The organism is Chitinophaga sp. 05T412, assembly GCF_056396465.1.
In genome coordinates, this window is the sequence record NZ_JBFTLN010000001.1 from 277,155 (window position 1) to 292,579 (window position 15,425).

Consider the following 15,425-nt stretch of genomic DNA (forward strand, 5'->3'; position numbering starts at 1 on the left):
ATAAAAAAACAATTGTCATTATGAAACAGGTTACACGCTTTATGCCCTATGCATTGATCACTGCTGTTGTATTATTTTTTGCGGCCTGCTCCAAAGATGGAGCACAGGGCCCCGCCGGTCCTGCTGGACCTGCTGGTCCTTCCGGTATACCCGGCTCCACCGGCCCCAAAGGTGATTCAGGTGCTACGGGCAGCGCCAACGTTATTTACTCTGCCTGGCAGGATGTAAAGTTTGCACCGGTAGATACCATCCGTAACCAGGATGGCAGTATTAATACCATCCTGTACGGATACTCACTCACCGCAGCTAAGCTCACCGCAGCCACGCTGGCAAATGCTTCTATCAACGTATATATTAACCTGGGTACAGCAGCTACTTCATTCGTACAGCCGTTACCGTATGTAGATGAATATGGCTATCTCGTGAGGTTTGTTGCATCCGCCGGAAAAATTGACCTGATTGCCAACGCGCCTATCAGCACCACTGCTACGGATAAACGTTATCAATACAGATATGTGATTATTCCTGGTGGCATAAATGCCAGAACAGCGGCAGGCATCGACTGGAATGACTATAACCAGGTGAAAAAATATTTACATCTTAAGGACTAGGTTGGCTAATACAACCACCAGTATATACAGGGCTGCCTTATCGAAGGCGGCCCCTTCCCAACATCTATTGACAACATTATACGAAACCAGCATGAACCTATATAGTAACCTTACGGACCAGGAGTTAATCCGCCTGTATACTGCAGGAAACAACCCGGCATTTACCACACTGGTACACCGCCATAAAAACAAGATCTTTACCACTATCGTATTATTGGTGAGAGACCGCAACCTGGCAGAAGATATTTTCCAGGAAGTATTTATAAAAATTGTAAACGCGCTGCAATCCGGTCAATATGTGGATAACTGCCGTTTCCCGGCCTGGGCAGTAAGAATTGCGCACAACGCCTGTATCAGCCATTTCAGGAAAGCACATACCCGGCCCCAGATAGTGGTCAGCTACAACGACGGCCTGGGCGATAGCATGGAACTATCAGAGCATAGCCAGGAACACCGCATGATCAAAGCAGAGATCAACGAAGAAATCAACGGGATGCTGGATCGCCTGCCCCGTCTGCAACGCGAAGCGTTGATATTGCGTTACTATGCCGATCTGAGTTATAAAGAGATGGCACAAACCATTGGCATCAGCATCAATACCGCTTTGGGCAGGGTGCGTTATGCACTAATGAACTTAAGAAAACAGATGGGCGTAGAAAGCCTGGTAGCCACATAAAAAAGGAATTCATACAGCATGTCCTGATAACTTAATGCTTTGGTAACATTGGGCGTTTAAATTTGTGTCATATCTCAACACATGAACGCGAACTTCCGGGAGGATATGGAATTGCTGCAGGGCATCCGGCAAAATGATGCCGGCGCTTTCCGGCAATTATTCGACCGGTACTGGCAGCTGCTCTACCGGCTGGCAGCGCGCAAAACAGCTCATGCGGAAGACGCGGAAGATATTGTACAGGAACTTTTCATTGAGCTATGGCGGAAAAAGGAGCCATTCGAGCTGCGGGTGAGTCTCCGGAGCTACCTGGTATCCTGTATCTACCTGAAAATATTCCAGTACTTCCGGAAAAAGGGTTTCCAGGAAAAACACTATGAAGACTTTGCCCGTTACGAAGCACAGATCAGGCTGGCGCCCGGAGTTGCTGAGCTCAGTCACCATGAATTCGAAACCGAATACGGCAAACTACAGGACATTATCGCGGAAACCATCGCTATGATGCCGCCGCAGATGCAAACCGTATTTTCCCTGAAACACCACCGTGGTATGAGTACCAACGACATTGCCGCTGAACTGAATATTTCGCCCGAGTCAGTTAAAACCCACCTGAAGCTAGGTATGGTGCGGTTGCGCAAAGCCGGCGAACAATATCCTGCCGGCATGATATTACTTCCTGCGTTTTTAGCGATCATTGAGAGTTCATATTAAGTTAACATAACACCCTTCCCCCATTCTTCCGGTTTGCGCAATTACTGTTTGTATGGCGCAACACAAAAACCGACTAGACCAGCTGCTGCATAAATTCCTGCATCGCAGCGCCGATCAGAAAGAAGAGTCATTACTATGGCAATGGCTCTGGCAACTGGATATACCGGAACAGGACACTACTGCTGATAGCGGGCGACAAGAACGCCTATGGCAGGCTATTTCCGCCCACACTATTACTACTGCTCCGCGTCAACAACGTCTTCGTCCGTGGCGGCTCATAGCCGCAGCCGTGTTGCTGCTTAGCCTTACGGTTGTTGGCTGGTGGCTACTGCTGCCACACAAGCCAACCGTTATGCAATACGTGATCGCCAGCGATAGTCAGCACCTCAAATCCATCATCTTGCCCGATGGTACTGCCGTTCACCTTAACCTGTCTTCCTCCCTTACCTATGCCTCCGATTATAATAAAGTTACCCGCAGGGTATTACTACAGGGAGAAGGATACTTTGAAGTAGCTGCAGATGACAAGCGGCCTTTTATCGTGCAATCCGGGCGCCTGGAAACACAGGTGCTGGGAACAACCTTTAATATTGAAGCGCACCAAGGCACAGGAGAAATACGCGTTGCGCTGACGTCAGGTAAAATTGCGGTATATCCCATACAACATCCGCAACAAAAAAGCTTGCTGGAACCCGGACAGCTGCTCCGTTACGAACCAGCCACCGGAAACATCCACACAAGTGCGTTCTCCAACGACGTTACCGCATGGACCAGCGGAGGTCTTTCTTTTAACGGCATTCCCTTATCAGAAGCATTGCAGAAAATAGCCACACATTATCATATCCGGATACAATATCACCCGCAACAACCTGATCACAAAACGGTGACGGCTTCCCTTGGGAAAACCAGCTGGCAGAAGGCTTTGTCGGCCATACTGTTTCCGCATGACCTGACTTACCGGATAAAAGATAGCATCGTGATTATTCAATAGGCACAAAAAAGGAGGTGCGACCAACACCTCCCTTTGTAATACCTGCATTAAAAAAACACAAGTATCAGTATGAACTACAATTTTACCCAAAAAAAGGGGAAGTACAAAAGAGGTGAAAAAACAAACCGGCTGCTTTATGCCGTACTGCTCGCATTACCGCTGCTGTTGCAGCTATCTGCCAATGCACAGCTTAGCCAGTTAACGGAAAAAGTAACCCTGCACCTGCAGGCCACCACCGGCTTAAAGGTGATTGAAGCGCTCGACAAACAAAGCAGTTACGGATTTTCTTTTGCCGCGGAGCAATTAAGTACATTGAATATCCCTGCCTTTCATGCCGCGGCCATTACATTGGGAGAAGCGCTGCAGCAGCTGCATAAACAATATGGACTACAATTTTCCTTACAGGATAAAAACATTTCGGTAAAGGTAGCACCACCACCAGCCCGCAAGCAGGCGCCCGGAAAAGTAACCGGTAAAATCCTTGACGACGAAAACGGGAAACCTATTATTGGCGCCACTGTCAGGGTCAACGACAAAGGTGCTGTTACCGATGTGAGTGGTGCATTTACATTGCTGCTGCCGGTGGGTAAATATGAAGCCCTGATCAGCTCTATCGGCTATGGCACCAAAGCCATCACCGATATTGAAATAAAAGAGGATCAAACATTTGTACTAAATGCTTCTCTCAAAAGAAGCAAAGGACAACTCCAGGGGGTAGTAGTTACGGCCAACGCCCGCAAAGAAAGTGTGAACGCCCTGCTGTTACAGCAGAAGAAAGCAGCCGAAATTACCAATGGTATCAGTGCAGAAGAAATATCCCGCACCCCGGATAAAAACATCGGCGAAAGTTTAAAACGCATCAGTGGTGTAAGTACCAACGAAAATAAGTATGTGATTGTACGCGGTATCGGCGAACGCTATAATACTGCTATGCTTGATGGCATTACCCTTCCCAGCACAGAAGCACAAAGCAGGAATTTCTCTTTTGACCTCATTCCATCTAACCTGGTAGATAATGTAGTGGTAAGCAAAACAGTTACACCGGATATGAACGCGAGCTTTGGTGGAGGCCTCATCCAAATCAACACCAAAGATATTCCTGTCACCAATTTCACATCTGTTAGTGTGGGCGTTTCCTATAATGATCAAACCACCGGTAAAGATTTTTACAGCCGGCCCAGGGGGAAATATGACTTCCTGGGATTTGACGATGGCCACAGGGCACAATTTCCTGCCAACCTGCGACTAACACAAGATTTATATTATTCGGGGCAGAAAATACCATTCGATATCTTTGCGCAAAGCCGCGAGTTTAAGAACAACGATAATTTCACCACTTATCGTTACACCGCGACGCCATCACAAAACTACCAGTTTACCATCGGCAGGGCGCTGCAGCTTGATACCACCGGCCGCAATAAACTGGGATATACCGGTTCCCTCAGCTACCGCAATACACAAAACACCAGCCAACACCAGGATCTGCGCCGTGGCGCCTGGAATGCCACAGACAGCACTATCAATAATGCAGGGGCTACTTATAGCTTTGTTACTACCATAGGCGCATTATTGAACATCGGCTGGCAAACAGGCAACAACCGCTTTAGTTTTCGCAACACCTATACCCGGATGTTTGATAATGCTTTGGTGAGAACCTTCGGCTATGATAGAGATGCGGGCAGGCCTACGCCGGATGCTCCTCCAATACTCCGGGAAACAGATGATCCTACTTTCCTGGATCTCTTACAAAATAAACTGAGCGGGCAACATCTGGCAGGGAAAGTGAAAATAGAATGGAACCTGGCCAGAACAGCTATACACCGGAATGAAAAAGATGTCATCTTCACATCTGCCAGTCCCGAAAAAGTAGGTAATGGTTACATTTATACCTACGGCGTTGGCAGTAGCACTGACCCCAAGGAATTACCCATGTCCCGGTCGTATTTCCGAAATAATGAAACACATTACAACTGGGCTGTTAATGCTACCATACCTTTTCGTGTGGGTAGTATTTTCAGCACCATCAAAACAGGGTATGCCGGGAATTTAAAAAAGAGCAAGTTTCGCTGGGAAATAGCACCGGTTACCGCTACCGGCAACTTTGCCGACAGCCTCCACTACCTGCCTGTAGGCGAATGGGGCAATCATATGTACGACTCCACCGGTTTTTTGTATGCCATAAACCCGTTTGGCCTGGATTACTATGAGGGCAAAAGTGAATCTCATGCCGGCTTTGTAATGTTTGATCAGCAACTGTTGAAAAACCTGCGGCTGGTATGGGGTGTACGCGCAGAATATTATGCGTATACGGAACTCAATAACCCCACCAATACCAAACAGAGTTTTTATACCCGCAAAGAAGATCCGAAATGGCAATGGATGCCTTCCGCCAATCTGACCTGGAGCGTAACCCGGCAAATCAACCTGCGCGCATCCTGGAGCAATACCGTAGTGCGGCCGGAGCTGATGGACAATGGCCGCTTTAACCGCTACAGCCCTTATTATGACGGGCAGTTGATGACGGGAGGTATCACCTCCACCCGCATTACCAGTTACGATTTTAAAGCAGAATGGTATCCCGGCGCCGGAGAAATTATTTCCGCAGGCATTTTCCATAAATATTTTGATAAACCCGTCGAATTAGTCATCAGAGCCAATTCCGGCAATCCGGCCTATGTATTACAAAATTCAGAATGGGCGAAAGTATATGGGCTTGAATTTGAAGCCAGGAAAAATCTCGGCTTCATCGCACCAGCAGTATGGCTGCAAAACATTACATTATTCGGCAACCTCACGTTACAAAAATCTACTGTACAAAGTCAATACACGATGTATGATTCCCAGAACAATAAAGATGTCACTTATATATACGATTCCAAACGGGAGTTATATGGACAAGTGCCCTTCCTGTTGAATGCCGGTATCACGTATAGTGGTAAACATATTGGTTTTAATGTCGCTTATAATAGAGCCGGGTACAAAACCAACCTGGTGTCTGATCTGCCCACTTTGATGGAACGTGAAATGCCCCGGGAACAACTGGATGCGCAGGTGAGCTACAGAATGTTCAGCAACAGGATGGAGGTGAAATTTAATATGGGTAATTTATTAAATAGTCCGTTTCAGTATTACAAAAATCTCAACTCGAGACAGAAAGCAGACTACGTTGACTCCGGCGACCACCGGTTCGATTGGAGTAGCAGATATGAATGGCTTCCGGGACACAGTGAAAAATATGAACCTGGCGATACCCGTACTTTTACCCGCTTCCTTGGCCGTACGTATAGCTTATCCATGTCCTACAATTTCTAAACAAAAAATAAATACAACCATGAAAAGCTTTTGCAGATCATTTCTATATATCCTGACTATTGCTTCGTTTATCACTGCCTGTAACAAAAAAGAACCGGCAATACTCCCAACATCCGTTATAAAGATGATATTTAAGGGTTACTCGTTTAATGATACCCTGGAGGTAGTACAGCATAACGTAGTGCTGGCCACGTTAAGAGCAAACAGTTCTTTTGAAGCCATGTCACTCATCGCTATCAAAAATGCTAACGAAGAAATCGGCCTGCGAAAAAAAGGAACTTCGGAAATTATCAGCACCATCACCGTACCTCCGACTCCGTTCATGCAAACAAAAAAAATATTCTTTGATGGTAAAACCGTTCAGGACAAAATAGAAGTAACGCCTGTCAAGCAACCGGGCAACATAGGTTTCCGGATATGGTTCAAAACTGATTTCCCTTATTTCTACGGCGGCCCGGTAGATTTTGTTATTTCGAAGTTGTCATATGATAATAGTACTTATGATTTCTCTTTTACGCCAGTAACAACAATAAAAAACGTTGGCGACACCTTCAGTGAATTTATAGAATTACCGCGGCTCACCAGCACCGAGCAGGAGACAAATCAGTATGTATTAAGAATATTCAAAGCCGGCACCACCGAACTGCCTTATAAGGAAGGGGTAGATCTATCTGGCATAGCGGACTTTCAATTTTACTATTGTATCATTGATGGGCTGAAAGCTGGCCAAAGCGGCTTATTCAAGGTGGGCCCATACTACTCGGAAAAGACATTAGGCGAAAGCTTCCAGATGGAGGATATTGCTTTCCCCTTCCGTTAAAATTTATTTATCCTTATAAAACCGGGAAGCCGTCTCAAAATTATTTTTGAGGCGGCTTTTATCATTGGTTACCATTTATTGCAAAATCACTAAAAAAATTGGAACTATGTATGTATGTTTATACATTTAAGGATTAATACATTTCTGCCACGTTATGAAAGCAATCAGATTTCCTTCGTTTATTTATTTATCGGATGATTCAATAACATCCTGCAGTACAGCGGTACGTTCTATCATGAGGAGCTGTAAAATGCTGCTACTGGTAATGGTACTATCTGTATCCACCGCCAGTGCACAACAGCCAAAAACCGCCATCAATCCGCGGGTAACGGATATATGGGTGGTATTTAAAACGCATTTTGACCTTGGCTTTACAGACCTACCGGAAAATGTGTTCAAACGCTACCGGGGTGAAATGACGGAAAACGCCTTAGCCGTTATTGAGAAAAGCGCTACACAACCACCGGAAAAACGCTTTGCATGGACCGTTTCCGGCTGGCCATTAGAAGCGCAGATACTTGGTCCCCTGCAAACACCCGAACAAAGAATAAGAATTGAAAAGGCCATTAAAACAGGTGCGCTGGTAGTGCATGGTCTTCCTTTTACCACACATACAGAGTCGCTGGATTACGAAGACCTGGTGCGGGGGCTGGGCTACTCCTCCTCCGTTACCCGCAAATACGGGCTTCCCATGACCATCAGTGGAAAAATGACAGATGTGCCTGATCAGTCCTGGATAATGCCCACGTTACTGCATCATGCAGGCATCCAATTCCTGCAGTTAGGCTGCAACCCTGCCAGTCAATATCCCCGGTTCCCGGAGCTATTCTGGTGGGAAGGTCCAGATGGTTCTAAGGTGCTCTGCAACTATACGGCTGTTTATGGATCTGACATCCGTCCTACGCAGCACTGGCCATGTAAAAACTATCTGGCCATGCAAATGACAGGTGACAACCATGGTCCGCCCTCCTCCGCAGAAATAGATCAACTCCTGGCCTATGCAGCCAAAGAGATGCCGGGTGTTAAAATACATTTTGGTACGCTGGATGATTTCACCAAAGCTGTTTTAGCAGAACATCCCGACTTGCCCACCGTGAAAGGTGATTGCCCGGATACGTGGATTCATGGTATCCAGTCCAATCCACAGGAAACCAAAACAGCACGGAATATCCGCCCGTTGGAGTCGGCGCTCGATGCATTGAACACACAAATGAATGCCTGGGGAATCCCCACCGCATCTGTTGCCGAAAAACTAGCCAAGGCGTATGAACAAAGTCTCCTGTATGGAGAGCACACCTGGGGCATGAATGCGGAATATGGTCCCCGCTACAGCTATGGCGACGACTGGAAGAAGTGGATGGCCGAAGCTGCGGCAGAACCTATCCCGGAGAATGGTAATTATGCCGCGCTGAAAAACAGTGATGCACATCATACTTCCACCGGCAGCAAAAGAAAATGGCTGTACTCCTATGAGGAAAAGCGACAGTATATCCGTAACACCAATGCTATTGTTCAGCCGGCGCTACAAGAACGCCTGGATATGCTGGCCGCTGCTATTAATAAAAAAGGTCAACGCGTGGTGGTATATAATCCGCTCCCATGGAAAAGATCCGGTATGATAGCAGATCCATGGACGAAAGGGAATTACTGCTACATCAAAGATATTCCCGCCTCCGGCTATGTGTCCTTTTCCGCAGATGAACTGCAGCAGCAACACATCGTCAACAGCGAGCAAACTACTATCAGCACCCCCTATTTCAACGTGACGATGGATTTGAAACGAGGTGGTATTTCATCGCTGGTAGAAAAATCAACAGGCCGGGAATTGGTGGATACATCCGCCGCATACGTGCTTGGACAATTTTTACACGAACGCTTCAGCACCCATCAAGTGGACAAATGGTTTAATGCTTACAGCCGGGTAAGAGATGGTTGGGGATTAAATGATCTTGGAAAGCCAGGCATGTTAAATGCCGATAAAGCGCCTTATCTGGCCTACACACCTGCTTCCTGGAAAATAGATGTGGCCCACACCGGCACTGCCGATATCATTACTTTAACGGCCCTTGAAACAGCGGGCTACGCAAAGGACTATACGCTCACGTTTACTTTTCCGGCCAATGCCCACTATGTAGATGTGGCCTGGGCAGTGAATGGTAAAACGCCGGATAAACAACCTGAAGGCGGGTGGCTTTGTTTTCCATTCAACGTGAAAGCACCTTCTTTTACGATTGGTCGCCTGGGTGCGCCCATCAACCCAGCCACAGACATTATACCGGGATGCAACCGCTATCTGATGGCATTAAATTCTGGTGTGGCAGTTACACAGTCCGATAATTCCGGCATGGCACTGGCATCTGCAGATGCGCCATTGATCAGCCCCGGCGTACCTGGCCTCTGGAAATATGACATGGATTATATTCCAACAACTCCCGCCGTATTTGTGAATCTTTATAACAACATGTGGAATACAAATTTCCCTTTATGGCAAGATGGCTCGTGGAGTGAAAGTGTACGCATTTGGCCGCTTGATAAAGGCACGCCTACTATACCCAATTTAATACAGTATTCATGGGAAACCCGGGTGCCATTACTAACTGGCATTGCCACCGGCGGATCTGGCAAATTACCGGCAAAGCAGGAAGGCATCACGATTTCCAGAACGGGCGTGCTGGTAACTGCCTTCGGCGAAAATCCGGATGGTAAAGGCAGCATCTTACGCTTATGGGAACAGGCGGGTATTTCAGGCAACTGTAAGGTAACACTTCATCATCTCGCAAGTGTTAAAGCGGTGATACCGATTGACCTGCGTGGTAATAAAACAGGGGCAGCGATTGCAGTAAAGAATGGCGCATTTAATTTTCATCTTTCTAAATACACTCCAGCCTCCTTCCTGCTTATCCGTTAAAATCAGTTGACGCTACATGATTGCGCCCGTAATTGTGTAGCGTCATTTTAATGCAGATAAACCATAAAGAAAACTACACTCACATAACTCCAAAGTATGGAAGCTATTATATGCATGTAGGTTTCAAAGCGTTTCCCCTTCCATAACCTCGGCGAAAACACGAAAAACTGAAAGAGCAACCGCATCACCCAGAAGATAAAGCAACCCAATGCCAACAGATGTCCCAGCCTTGTTTGCAGGAGATCCGTTGTTGCATAAATACAACAAATGCCCATCAGCAATATCATCAGTGCAATGAAAAAAGTATGCACGTACATGATTTGCCGGCTTAAAAGACTCACTGCTGCAAACTCTTTCTTCCAGTTAAAATGAGTGGGAAAGAGGCCGTGTAACAAGGATAATAAAATGAGTAAATAACCAACGATGTTAAGATGCAGTTCCATTTTTTCCGAGAATAAAAGCTGACAGGAATGGCGTAATTCTTATTTCTTTTTCTATACTAAGCTGTGCTGTGGCAAAGGTTCTCATCCATGTTTTCCTGGAGAAAAAATGCAGGAAGCCGATATTATAAGCTATAAAGTTGGGCACATCTCTCCGATGTTCCAGTACAATAATTCTTCCACCAGGCTGCAGGCTATGCTGTAATTGCCCGAAAAAATGTTTTCTTTCTTCTTCGTTCCTGATTTCATGTGCTGCAAACAGTAAAAATATAACAGCGACAGATGCTGGCTGTAAGGGTACTTCTGCTGTACTGATTCTTATTGTTCCCGGATAAGGTGCATATGCTTTTCTTGCGCGTTCAATAGATATTTCCGTGTGCTTTGCCGGATCATAAAAATCGAAAACCTGCATTTCAGCCATCGGGTATTTATTCCGCAGCAAAGCGCTTGTTTCATCAAAACCTGCATGAATATTGATGATCCGCTGTCCCGGGGAAACAGGGATGGCATTCAGCCAGGATAGTTCGTATAACTTGCTACCATCATAAATGTACCACGAAACAACGAGCGACAACAAAACACTGAGCACCATCAACCCTAACAAAACTGGTACAAAAATCAGGTGTCTTAGCAGGCAACCAGATAATAGCAGTACTGCCGACAATACATAGAAATGCCAGTTAAACCGGATAATATTCCACAGGCCCTGAAAGGGTGTACGTATCAGGCTGTCCATATATCTACCTTTCCTTTTTTCCAGTAATATGGAATCTGTTGAATAAGAAATGCGTTAGCCAGTACCGCATTTTCAAAACGGGAATTTTTCAAAAACCCGATCTCTGCATTGCGCACTTCTACTGGCTTTGGGGTCCAGTTTTCCCGCACACCTTCAATAATCAATACTTCCTTAGTGGTATCATCACAGGTAAATGTAAATGGCAATGGCCCCGCAAATCGCCGGGCTTCCTTCCAGTTATCGAAGGGTGAGTTAACGGGTAAATCCGCATTGACATTATCGGTATTCACCAGGATATCCACACCCGATTTTACTGATTTTACCTGGATACTATCCCGTTGATTACTCACTTCAATATCCGTACTGGTATAATTGTAGTGTGTAAACAGGTTTCCCAGGAAAGCCATCTTCTTCTTATCTGTTTCAGACTTGAGGATAAATAATCCACGTAGTCGTTTCCCCTGGCTCGTTGTATAGCGTACAAAAACCCGGTAGCCGGCGAGGACGAAATCATTGCCCATAAAAGCCGGAAATCCTTTGGGTCTTAACTGCCTGGTTTGTACCACGGCGACGGCTATAAAAGCCCATTTGTCCTGAAAAAGATCGAGCTCCAGTTTGGCAGGCACCAGCGGGCGTATCATTTCCGCCGGAATAGCATAGGTAAGTACCAGCGAACTATCAAAAAACGCCGATACGGCAAAGGGGTGATTTTTTAGAAAGGCTAACATCAGCTACTCAATTTTGAATAAGGTGGTCGTAATCCGAACCAGTATATAAAAATACTAAACAATACTGCTATCGCCATATTTATCCTTCCAAATAATAGCAAATCAGGTGCTACCGTAAATTCAATCATATTCATCGTCATTACCAGAATTATTTGCGCGATGGCGCACCATACCGGTTTTATGCGGGATAATATCCACACCGCCATTAATATTTCCAGTACTCCAATGATTTTGGTTAATGCCGGAGCATATGTTGCACCCAGTATCCTGGCAACAATCAGCTGATGCCGGGGTACGAGATTACACACTTTACAAAGTAAACCGTTTATGATCCATACTGCCGCCAGGAAGTAAGCAATGTATTTATAATACCCTTTTCGCATCACTATTATTTAGCAAGATCCCATACTTTCAGTGTTGTTAATACTGCGCTTCCATTTTCGGCAAAGGCCGCAAACCCGGTGGCTTCTTTGTCCGGGAATACGAGGGTCGTCAGTACTTTTTCGCCGTTGTTTACAAACACTTCCAGTGATGACTTATCGAACAATACCTGCAGGCGGAGTTGATGATTTGTGGGTGACACTTTTACCTGCGTAGTGTCATTACCGTTAGTAATATACAATTCATTGCTGGCCACCTGATATCCTATCACCACGCCGCTGCCGTTTTCAGGTTGTGCTATTTTCAGCCCTATATTGGTGGCGGTGCTAATCGTAAAGGTAGCATCTATCCAGTTGGTGTTGGTATTAAAGTATTGTTGCTGGTTGAGTGGCAGTGTGGTGTTGTTCAACACCACACCGGACTGCTTCCATTTTTTTGCGGCGGGTAGTTTATCCAGGCTGGCATTTAGTACGGCAGCCGGTTGCTGAAATAAGCGTATACCCGCTGCCGTTGTTTTGAGAGACAGATCACGGGGAATAGACATTTGTCCACGCCATGGCCAGGTGGGCGTTTCAAAGGGCATGAGCCAGCCTATCATTGTTTGACGGTTGTTTGGCAGGTTATTATAAGGAATAGCCGCATAAAATGTTTTGCCATAGTCCACAAACAACTGTGTGGTGGAAGGATTATCGTTGACAAACGATTTCCCGTTGAAGTCGCCGATAAAGTATTGCATACCGGTAGCCGCATCGGGGTTTCCGGAAGATACCATCAGTAACCATTTTTTCCTGGCAGTATTTCCATCTACGTATAGTGGTGTGAGTGACGGGCATTCCCATATTTTCCGGATATCGCCCTGGTTGCCGAATTCACCGGTTAGCCGCCAGTCTTTCAGGTTGGCGGAGCTATAAAACTGTACTTTATGTTCAGCTGGTACGGCCACGGTCATCAGCCATTGCTGTTGTTCTTCCAGCCAAATCACGGAGGGGTCCCGGAAATCCTTCTGGTGGATGTCTACCACCGGGTTATGTACATAATTCGTATAGGTGCGTCCGTTATCATTGCTATAGGCAATAAACTGTGATTCCTTTTGCTGCTTAGGTTGATCAGCTGTGTAAATAGCTACCACCGGGCCTTTCCCATTGATGCCAAAGCCGCTGGTGTTACGCCGATCCCAAACTGCAGACCCGGAGAATATCCAGGTAGTGGTGTCTGTTGTAACCACTTCCGGAATGGCTACCGGCAAGTGTTGCCAGTGCAATAAGTCTTTGCTGATGGCATGCCCCCAGCTCATGTGTCCCCATTTATTTTCGAAGGGGTTGTGCTGGTAGTACAGGTGGTATACGCCATTGAGATAAATTAGCCCATTGGGGTCGTTGAGCCAGTTTTGCGGAGCGGTAAAGTGGTATACCGGGCGCCATTGCGGCGTGGGTTGCTGTGCAAATAATACAGTGGGTAGCAACAGGATAGCTAATAGTACGGAAGATAGTGCCTGCTTCATAGTACAATGATATCTATAAATATACGGCCTGTCCTCCATATTTTATATCTATTAACAAGGCTATACTTCGGGCGGCACTTTCGTCCCCTTTTTAAACTCCCGTACAATCTTTATCACCACCGGAATGGTTACCACCACAATAATAATCGTGATAAAATATTTGAGATAAGGCTTTAAAAACGGCATTGTACCAATCAGGTAGCCTGCCAGTACAAAGCTAAGGGCATAGCCGATGGAGCCAAGGGTTACGAACAGCAGGAACCGGCGAAAATTGAGGCGAATCATCCCCGCCACAATGGGGGCAAAGGTGCGGATCAGGGGCAGGAATACGCCGGCAGTCAACGCGATAGATCCATACTTATGATAAAATTGCTCTGCGGAAACCAGGTATTGCTTGCGGAAAAAGCGGGAATCTGGCCGATTGGCCAATAGTGGGCCTGTTTTGTTGCCAAACACATATCCTGTTATACTACCAACAACGGCGCCCGCCGCCGCTACGGCACAAACCAGTATTACATTATAATGCAAACTTCCGGTAGCTGCCAATACGCCGGCAGTAAACATAAACCCGCCACTGGGGAGGAAGAAACAGAAAAACAAGCCAGTTTGTGCAAAAACAACAAGGAACAAAAACAACAGCCCTCCATAGTTCAGGAGTGATACAGCATCAGACATTCGTAGCGATATTAAAAGTAATGCGGAGCTTTTTACAAGGTAAATTTAAGCGAAGTCAGTCAATTTTAGCGCGCTTTTCCTGCGGTACGATAATTGAGGCCCGGTTTATATGCCATCCTCTGTGGTTGCACATATGAGCTATAATGCCGATACACGTACGCTACGAATCATCTTCGTGTCAGGGATGATATACGATTACAAAGAAGTGCCGGAGACCGCTTACATGGCGATGAAACAGGCAGGATCAAAAGGTATCTATCTCAATAAATATATAAAAGGGCATTATCCTTTTAAGAAAATAAAGTAGCGGTCACTAATCTTCATATCCTCCAACAATGATAGTGGTACGATTGCCTTTCAATTCAAAAGTCACGTCTTCATATGTTTTATTCGTAATAGCCGTATCGGTATTTGTGATCGTAAGATACTTCATATCCTTTCCGGTACTATCGAATGTAAACTGACCATTGGAAATACAATCATGGAATTTGCTATCAAACCCACTTCCGAGGAATGTTGCCGCCAGCCAGGCTGATTTCTTAATCAGGTATTCATGATTATAAAAAGCGGATGAATCGGTGGTGAGTGTTGCCGTCCAGTAAAATATGGTACAGCCACCGATCTGTAATGTTAATGTATCATGCTCATTCAGCGCCGCCACTGCTCTTGCTTTACTGCTATCCCAGGTAAACTGAATATTCTTTTGGTAGGCAAATAATTTCTCCGAAGTGAATTTATAAGCGCTGGTATCAAATACGCAATCGTTATAATTTAAGGGGCCGTCGTCTGTTACCGTTGCTGTCAGTGTATCTGCCGGCATTTTTACCGGGGCATTTTTTGTATTATTTTGGAAGAGACAACTACTCAGCAGTACCAGTAGTAATAAGCAATTTAAGTGTCGTACTTTCATATAGGGAATTGATAAAACGCAGCGAATA

15 protein-coding genes are annotated in these 15,425 nt (G+C 45.8%); 8 read left to right on the forward strand and 7 right to left on the reverse strand.

Annotation, left to right across the window (positions count from 1 at the left end; translation table 11 throughout):
* Positions 1-20 precede the first annotated feature (20 nt).
* The 7 genes from AC1DFM_RS01085 to AC1DFM_RS01115 all read left to right on the forward strand — a co-directional run bounded on the left by AC1DFM_RS01085 (position 21) and on the right by AC1DFM_RS01115 (position 10,026).
* Positions 21-611, forward strand: coding sequence for a hypothetical protein (locus AC1DFM_RS01085; RefSeq protein WP_477074876.1), 591 nt, complete (start codon positions 21-23; stop codon positions 609-611).
* 91 nt (positions 612-702) lie between these two features.
* A complete protein-coding gene (locus AC1DFM_RS01090; RefSeq protein ID WP_477074877.1) occupies positions 703-1,287 on the forward strand; it encodes an RNA polymerase sigma factor in 585 nt (194 codons plus the stop codon).
* Positions 1,288-1,368: 81 nt separating this feature from the next.
* Positions 1,369-1,995: an RNA polymerase sigma-70 factor gene (locus AC1DFM_RS01095; RefSeq protein ID WP_477074878.1), complete on the forward strand. Its 627-nt coding sequence runs from the start codon at positions 1,369-1,371 to the stop codon at positions 1,993-1,995.
* Positions 1,996-2,047: 52 nt separating this feature from the next.
* On the forward strand, positions 2,048-2,986 hold the full coding sequence (locus AC1DFM_RS01100; RefSeq protein WP_477074879.1) for a FecR family protein: 939 nt from the start codon (positions 2,048-2,050) through the stop codon (positions 2,984-2,986).
* A 69-nt stretch (positions 2,987-3,055) separates the two neighbouring features.
* Positions 3,056-6,298 (forward strand): TonB-dependent receptor, encoded by a 3,243-nt coding sequence (locus AC1DFM_RS01105; protein WP_477074880.1) that lies wholly within the window; start codon positions 3,056-3,058, stop codon positions 6,296-6,298.
* Between the two features lie 19 nt (positions 6,299-6,317).
* A complete protein-coding gene (locus AC1DFM_RS01110) occupies positions 6,318-7,118 on the forward strand; it encodes a hypothetical protein (RefSeq protein ID WP_477074881.1) in 801 nt (266 codons plus the stop codon).
* A gap of 154 nt (positions 7,119-7,272) precedes the next feature.
* A complete protein-coding gene (locus AC1DFM_RS01115; RefSeq protein ID WP_477074882.1) occupies positions 7,273-10,026 on the forward strand; it encodes a glycoside hydrolase family 38 N-terminal domain-containing protein in 2,754 nt (917 codons plus the stop codon).
* 47 nt (positions 10,027-10,073) lie between these two features.
* On the opposite strand, the gene AC1DFM_RS01120 is transcribed toward AC1DFM_RS01115, so the two are convergent.
* The 6 genes from AC1DFM_RS01120 to AC1DFM_RS01145 are packed head-to-tail and all read right to left on the reverse strand — an operon-like array spanning position 10,074 to position 14,487.
* A complete protein-coding gene (locus AC1DFM_RS01120) occupies positions 10,074-10,469 on the reverse strand; it encodes a hypothetical protein (protein ID WP_477074883.1) in 396 nt (131 codons plus the stop codon).
* Positions 10,453-11,202 (reverse strand): class I SAM-dependent methyltransferase, encoded by a 750-nt coding sequence (locus AC1DFM_RS01125; RefSeq protein ID WP_477074884.1) that lies wholly within the window; start codon positions 11,200-11,202, stop codon positions 10,453-10,455. The genes AC1DFM_RS01120 and AC1DFM_RS01125 overlap by 17 nt, the downstream gene beginning before the upstream one ends.
* The gene (locus AC1DFM_RS01130) at positions 11,190-11,930 is read right to left on the reverse strand and encodes a DUF2071 domain-containing protein (protein WP_477074885.1); all 741 of its coding nucleotides are present in this window, start codon (positions 11,928-11,930) and stop codon (positions 11,190-11,192) included. Before AC1DFM_RS01130 ends, AC1DFM_RS01125 begins: the two co-directional genes overlap by 13 nt.
* Entirely contained in the window at positions 11,930-12,313 is a 384-nt protein-coding gene (locus AC1DFM_RS01135; RefSeq protein WP_477074886.1) for a DoxX-like family protein, read from the reverse strand. Before AC1DFM_RS01135 ends, AC1DFM_RS01130 begins: the two co-directional genes overlap by 1 nt.
* Before the next feature lie 5 nt (positions 12,314-12,318).
* A complete protein-coding gene (locus AC1DFM_RS01140) occupies positions 12,319-13,812 on the reverse strand; it encodes a glycoside hydrolase family 32 protein (protein WP_477074887.1) in 1,494 nt (497 codons plus the stop codon).
* Between the two features lie 60 nt (positions 13,813-13,872).
* Positions 13,873-14,487 (reverse strand): DedA family protein, encoded by a 615-nt coding sequence (locus AC1DFM_RS01145; protein ID WP_477074888.1) that lies wholly within the window; start codon positions 14,485-14,487, stop codon positions 13,873-13,875.
* 109 nt (positions 14,488-14,596) lie between these two features.
* On the opposite strand from AC1DFM_RS01145, the gene AC1DFM_RS01150 reads away from it, so the two are divergent.
* The gene (locus tag AC1DFM_RS01150) at positions 14,597-14,794 is read left to right on the forward strand and encodes a KTSC domain-containing protein (protein WP_477074889.1); all 198 of its coding nucleotides are present in this window, start codon (positions 14,597-14,599) and stop codon (positions 14,792-14,794) included.
* 6 nt (positions 14,795-14,800) lie between these two features.
* On the opposite strand, the gene AC1DFM_RS01155 is transcribed toward AC1DFM_RS01150, so the two are convergent.
* Positions 14,801-15,397: a hypothetical protein gene (locus AC1DFM_RS01155; RefSeq protein ID WP_477074890.1), complete on the reverse strand. Its 597-nt coding sequence runs from the start codon at positions 15,395-15,397 to the stop codon at positions 14,801-14,803.
* Positions 15,398-15,425 lie beyond the last annotated feature (28 nt).

Coding starts and splice junctions, on each gene's coding strand:
- AC1DFM_RS01085 (WP_477074876.1), top strand. CDS start 21: ATGAAACAGGTTACACGCTTTATGCCCTATGCATTGATCACTGCTGTT.
- AC1DFM_RS01090 (WP_477074877.1), top strand. CDS start 703: ATGAACCTATATAGTAACCTTACGGACCAGGAGTTAATCCGCCTGTAT.
- AC1DFM_RS01095 (WP_477074878.1), top strand. CDS start 1,369: ATGAACGCGAACTTCCGGGAGGATATGGAATTGCTGCAGGGCATCCGG.
- AC1DFM_RS01100 (WP_477074879.1), top strand. CDS start 2,048: ATGGCGCAACACAAAAACCGACTAGACCAGCTGCTGCATAAATTCCTG.
- AC1DFM_RS01105 (WP_477074880.1), top strand. CDS start 3,056: ATGAACTACAATTTTACCCAAAAAAAGGGGAAGTACAAAAGAGGTGAA.
- AC1DFM_RS01110 (WP_477074881.1), top strand. CDS start 6,318: ATGAAAAGCTTTTGCAGATCATTTCTATATATCCTGACTATTGCTTCG.
- AC1DFM_RS01115 (WP_477074882.1), top strand. CDS start 7,273: ATGAAAGCAATCAGATTTCCTTCGTTTATTTATTTATCGGATGATTCA.
- AC1DFM_RS01120 (WP_477074883.1), bottom strand. CDS start 10,469: ATGGAACTGCATCTTAACATCGTTGGTTATTTACTCATTTTATTATCC.
- AC1DFM_RS01125 (WP_477074884.1), bottom strand. CDS start 11,202: ATGGACAGCCTGATACGTACACCCTTTCAGGGCCTGTGGAATATTATC.
- AC1DFM_RS01130 (WP_477074885.1), bottom strand. CDS start 11,930: ATGTTAGCCTTTCTAAAAAATCACCCCTTTGCCGTATCGGCGTTTTTT.
- AC1DFM_RS01135 (WP_477074886.1), bottom strand. CDS start 12,313: ATGCGAAAAGGGTATTATAAATACATTGCTTACTTCCTGGCGGCAGTA.
- AC1DFM_RS01140 (WP_477074887.1), bottom strand. CDS start 13,812: ATGAAGCAGGCACTATCTTCCGTACTATTAGCTATCCTGTTGCTACCC.
- AC1DFM_RS01145 (WP_477074888.1), bottom strand. CDS start 14,487: ATGTCTGATGCTGTATCACTCCTGAACTATGGAGGGCTGTTGTTTTTG.
- AC1DFM_RS01150 (WP_477074889.1), top strand. CDS start 14,597: ATGCCATCCTCTGTGGTTGCACATATGAGCTATAATGCCGATACACGT.
- AC1DFM_RS01155 (WP_477074890.1), bottom strand. CDS start 15,397: ATGAAAGTACGACACTTAAATTGCTTATTACTACTGGTACTGCTGAGT.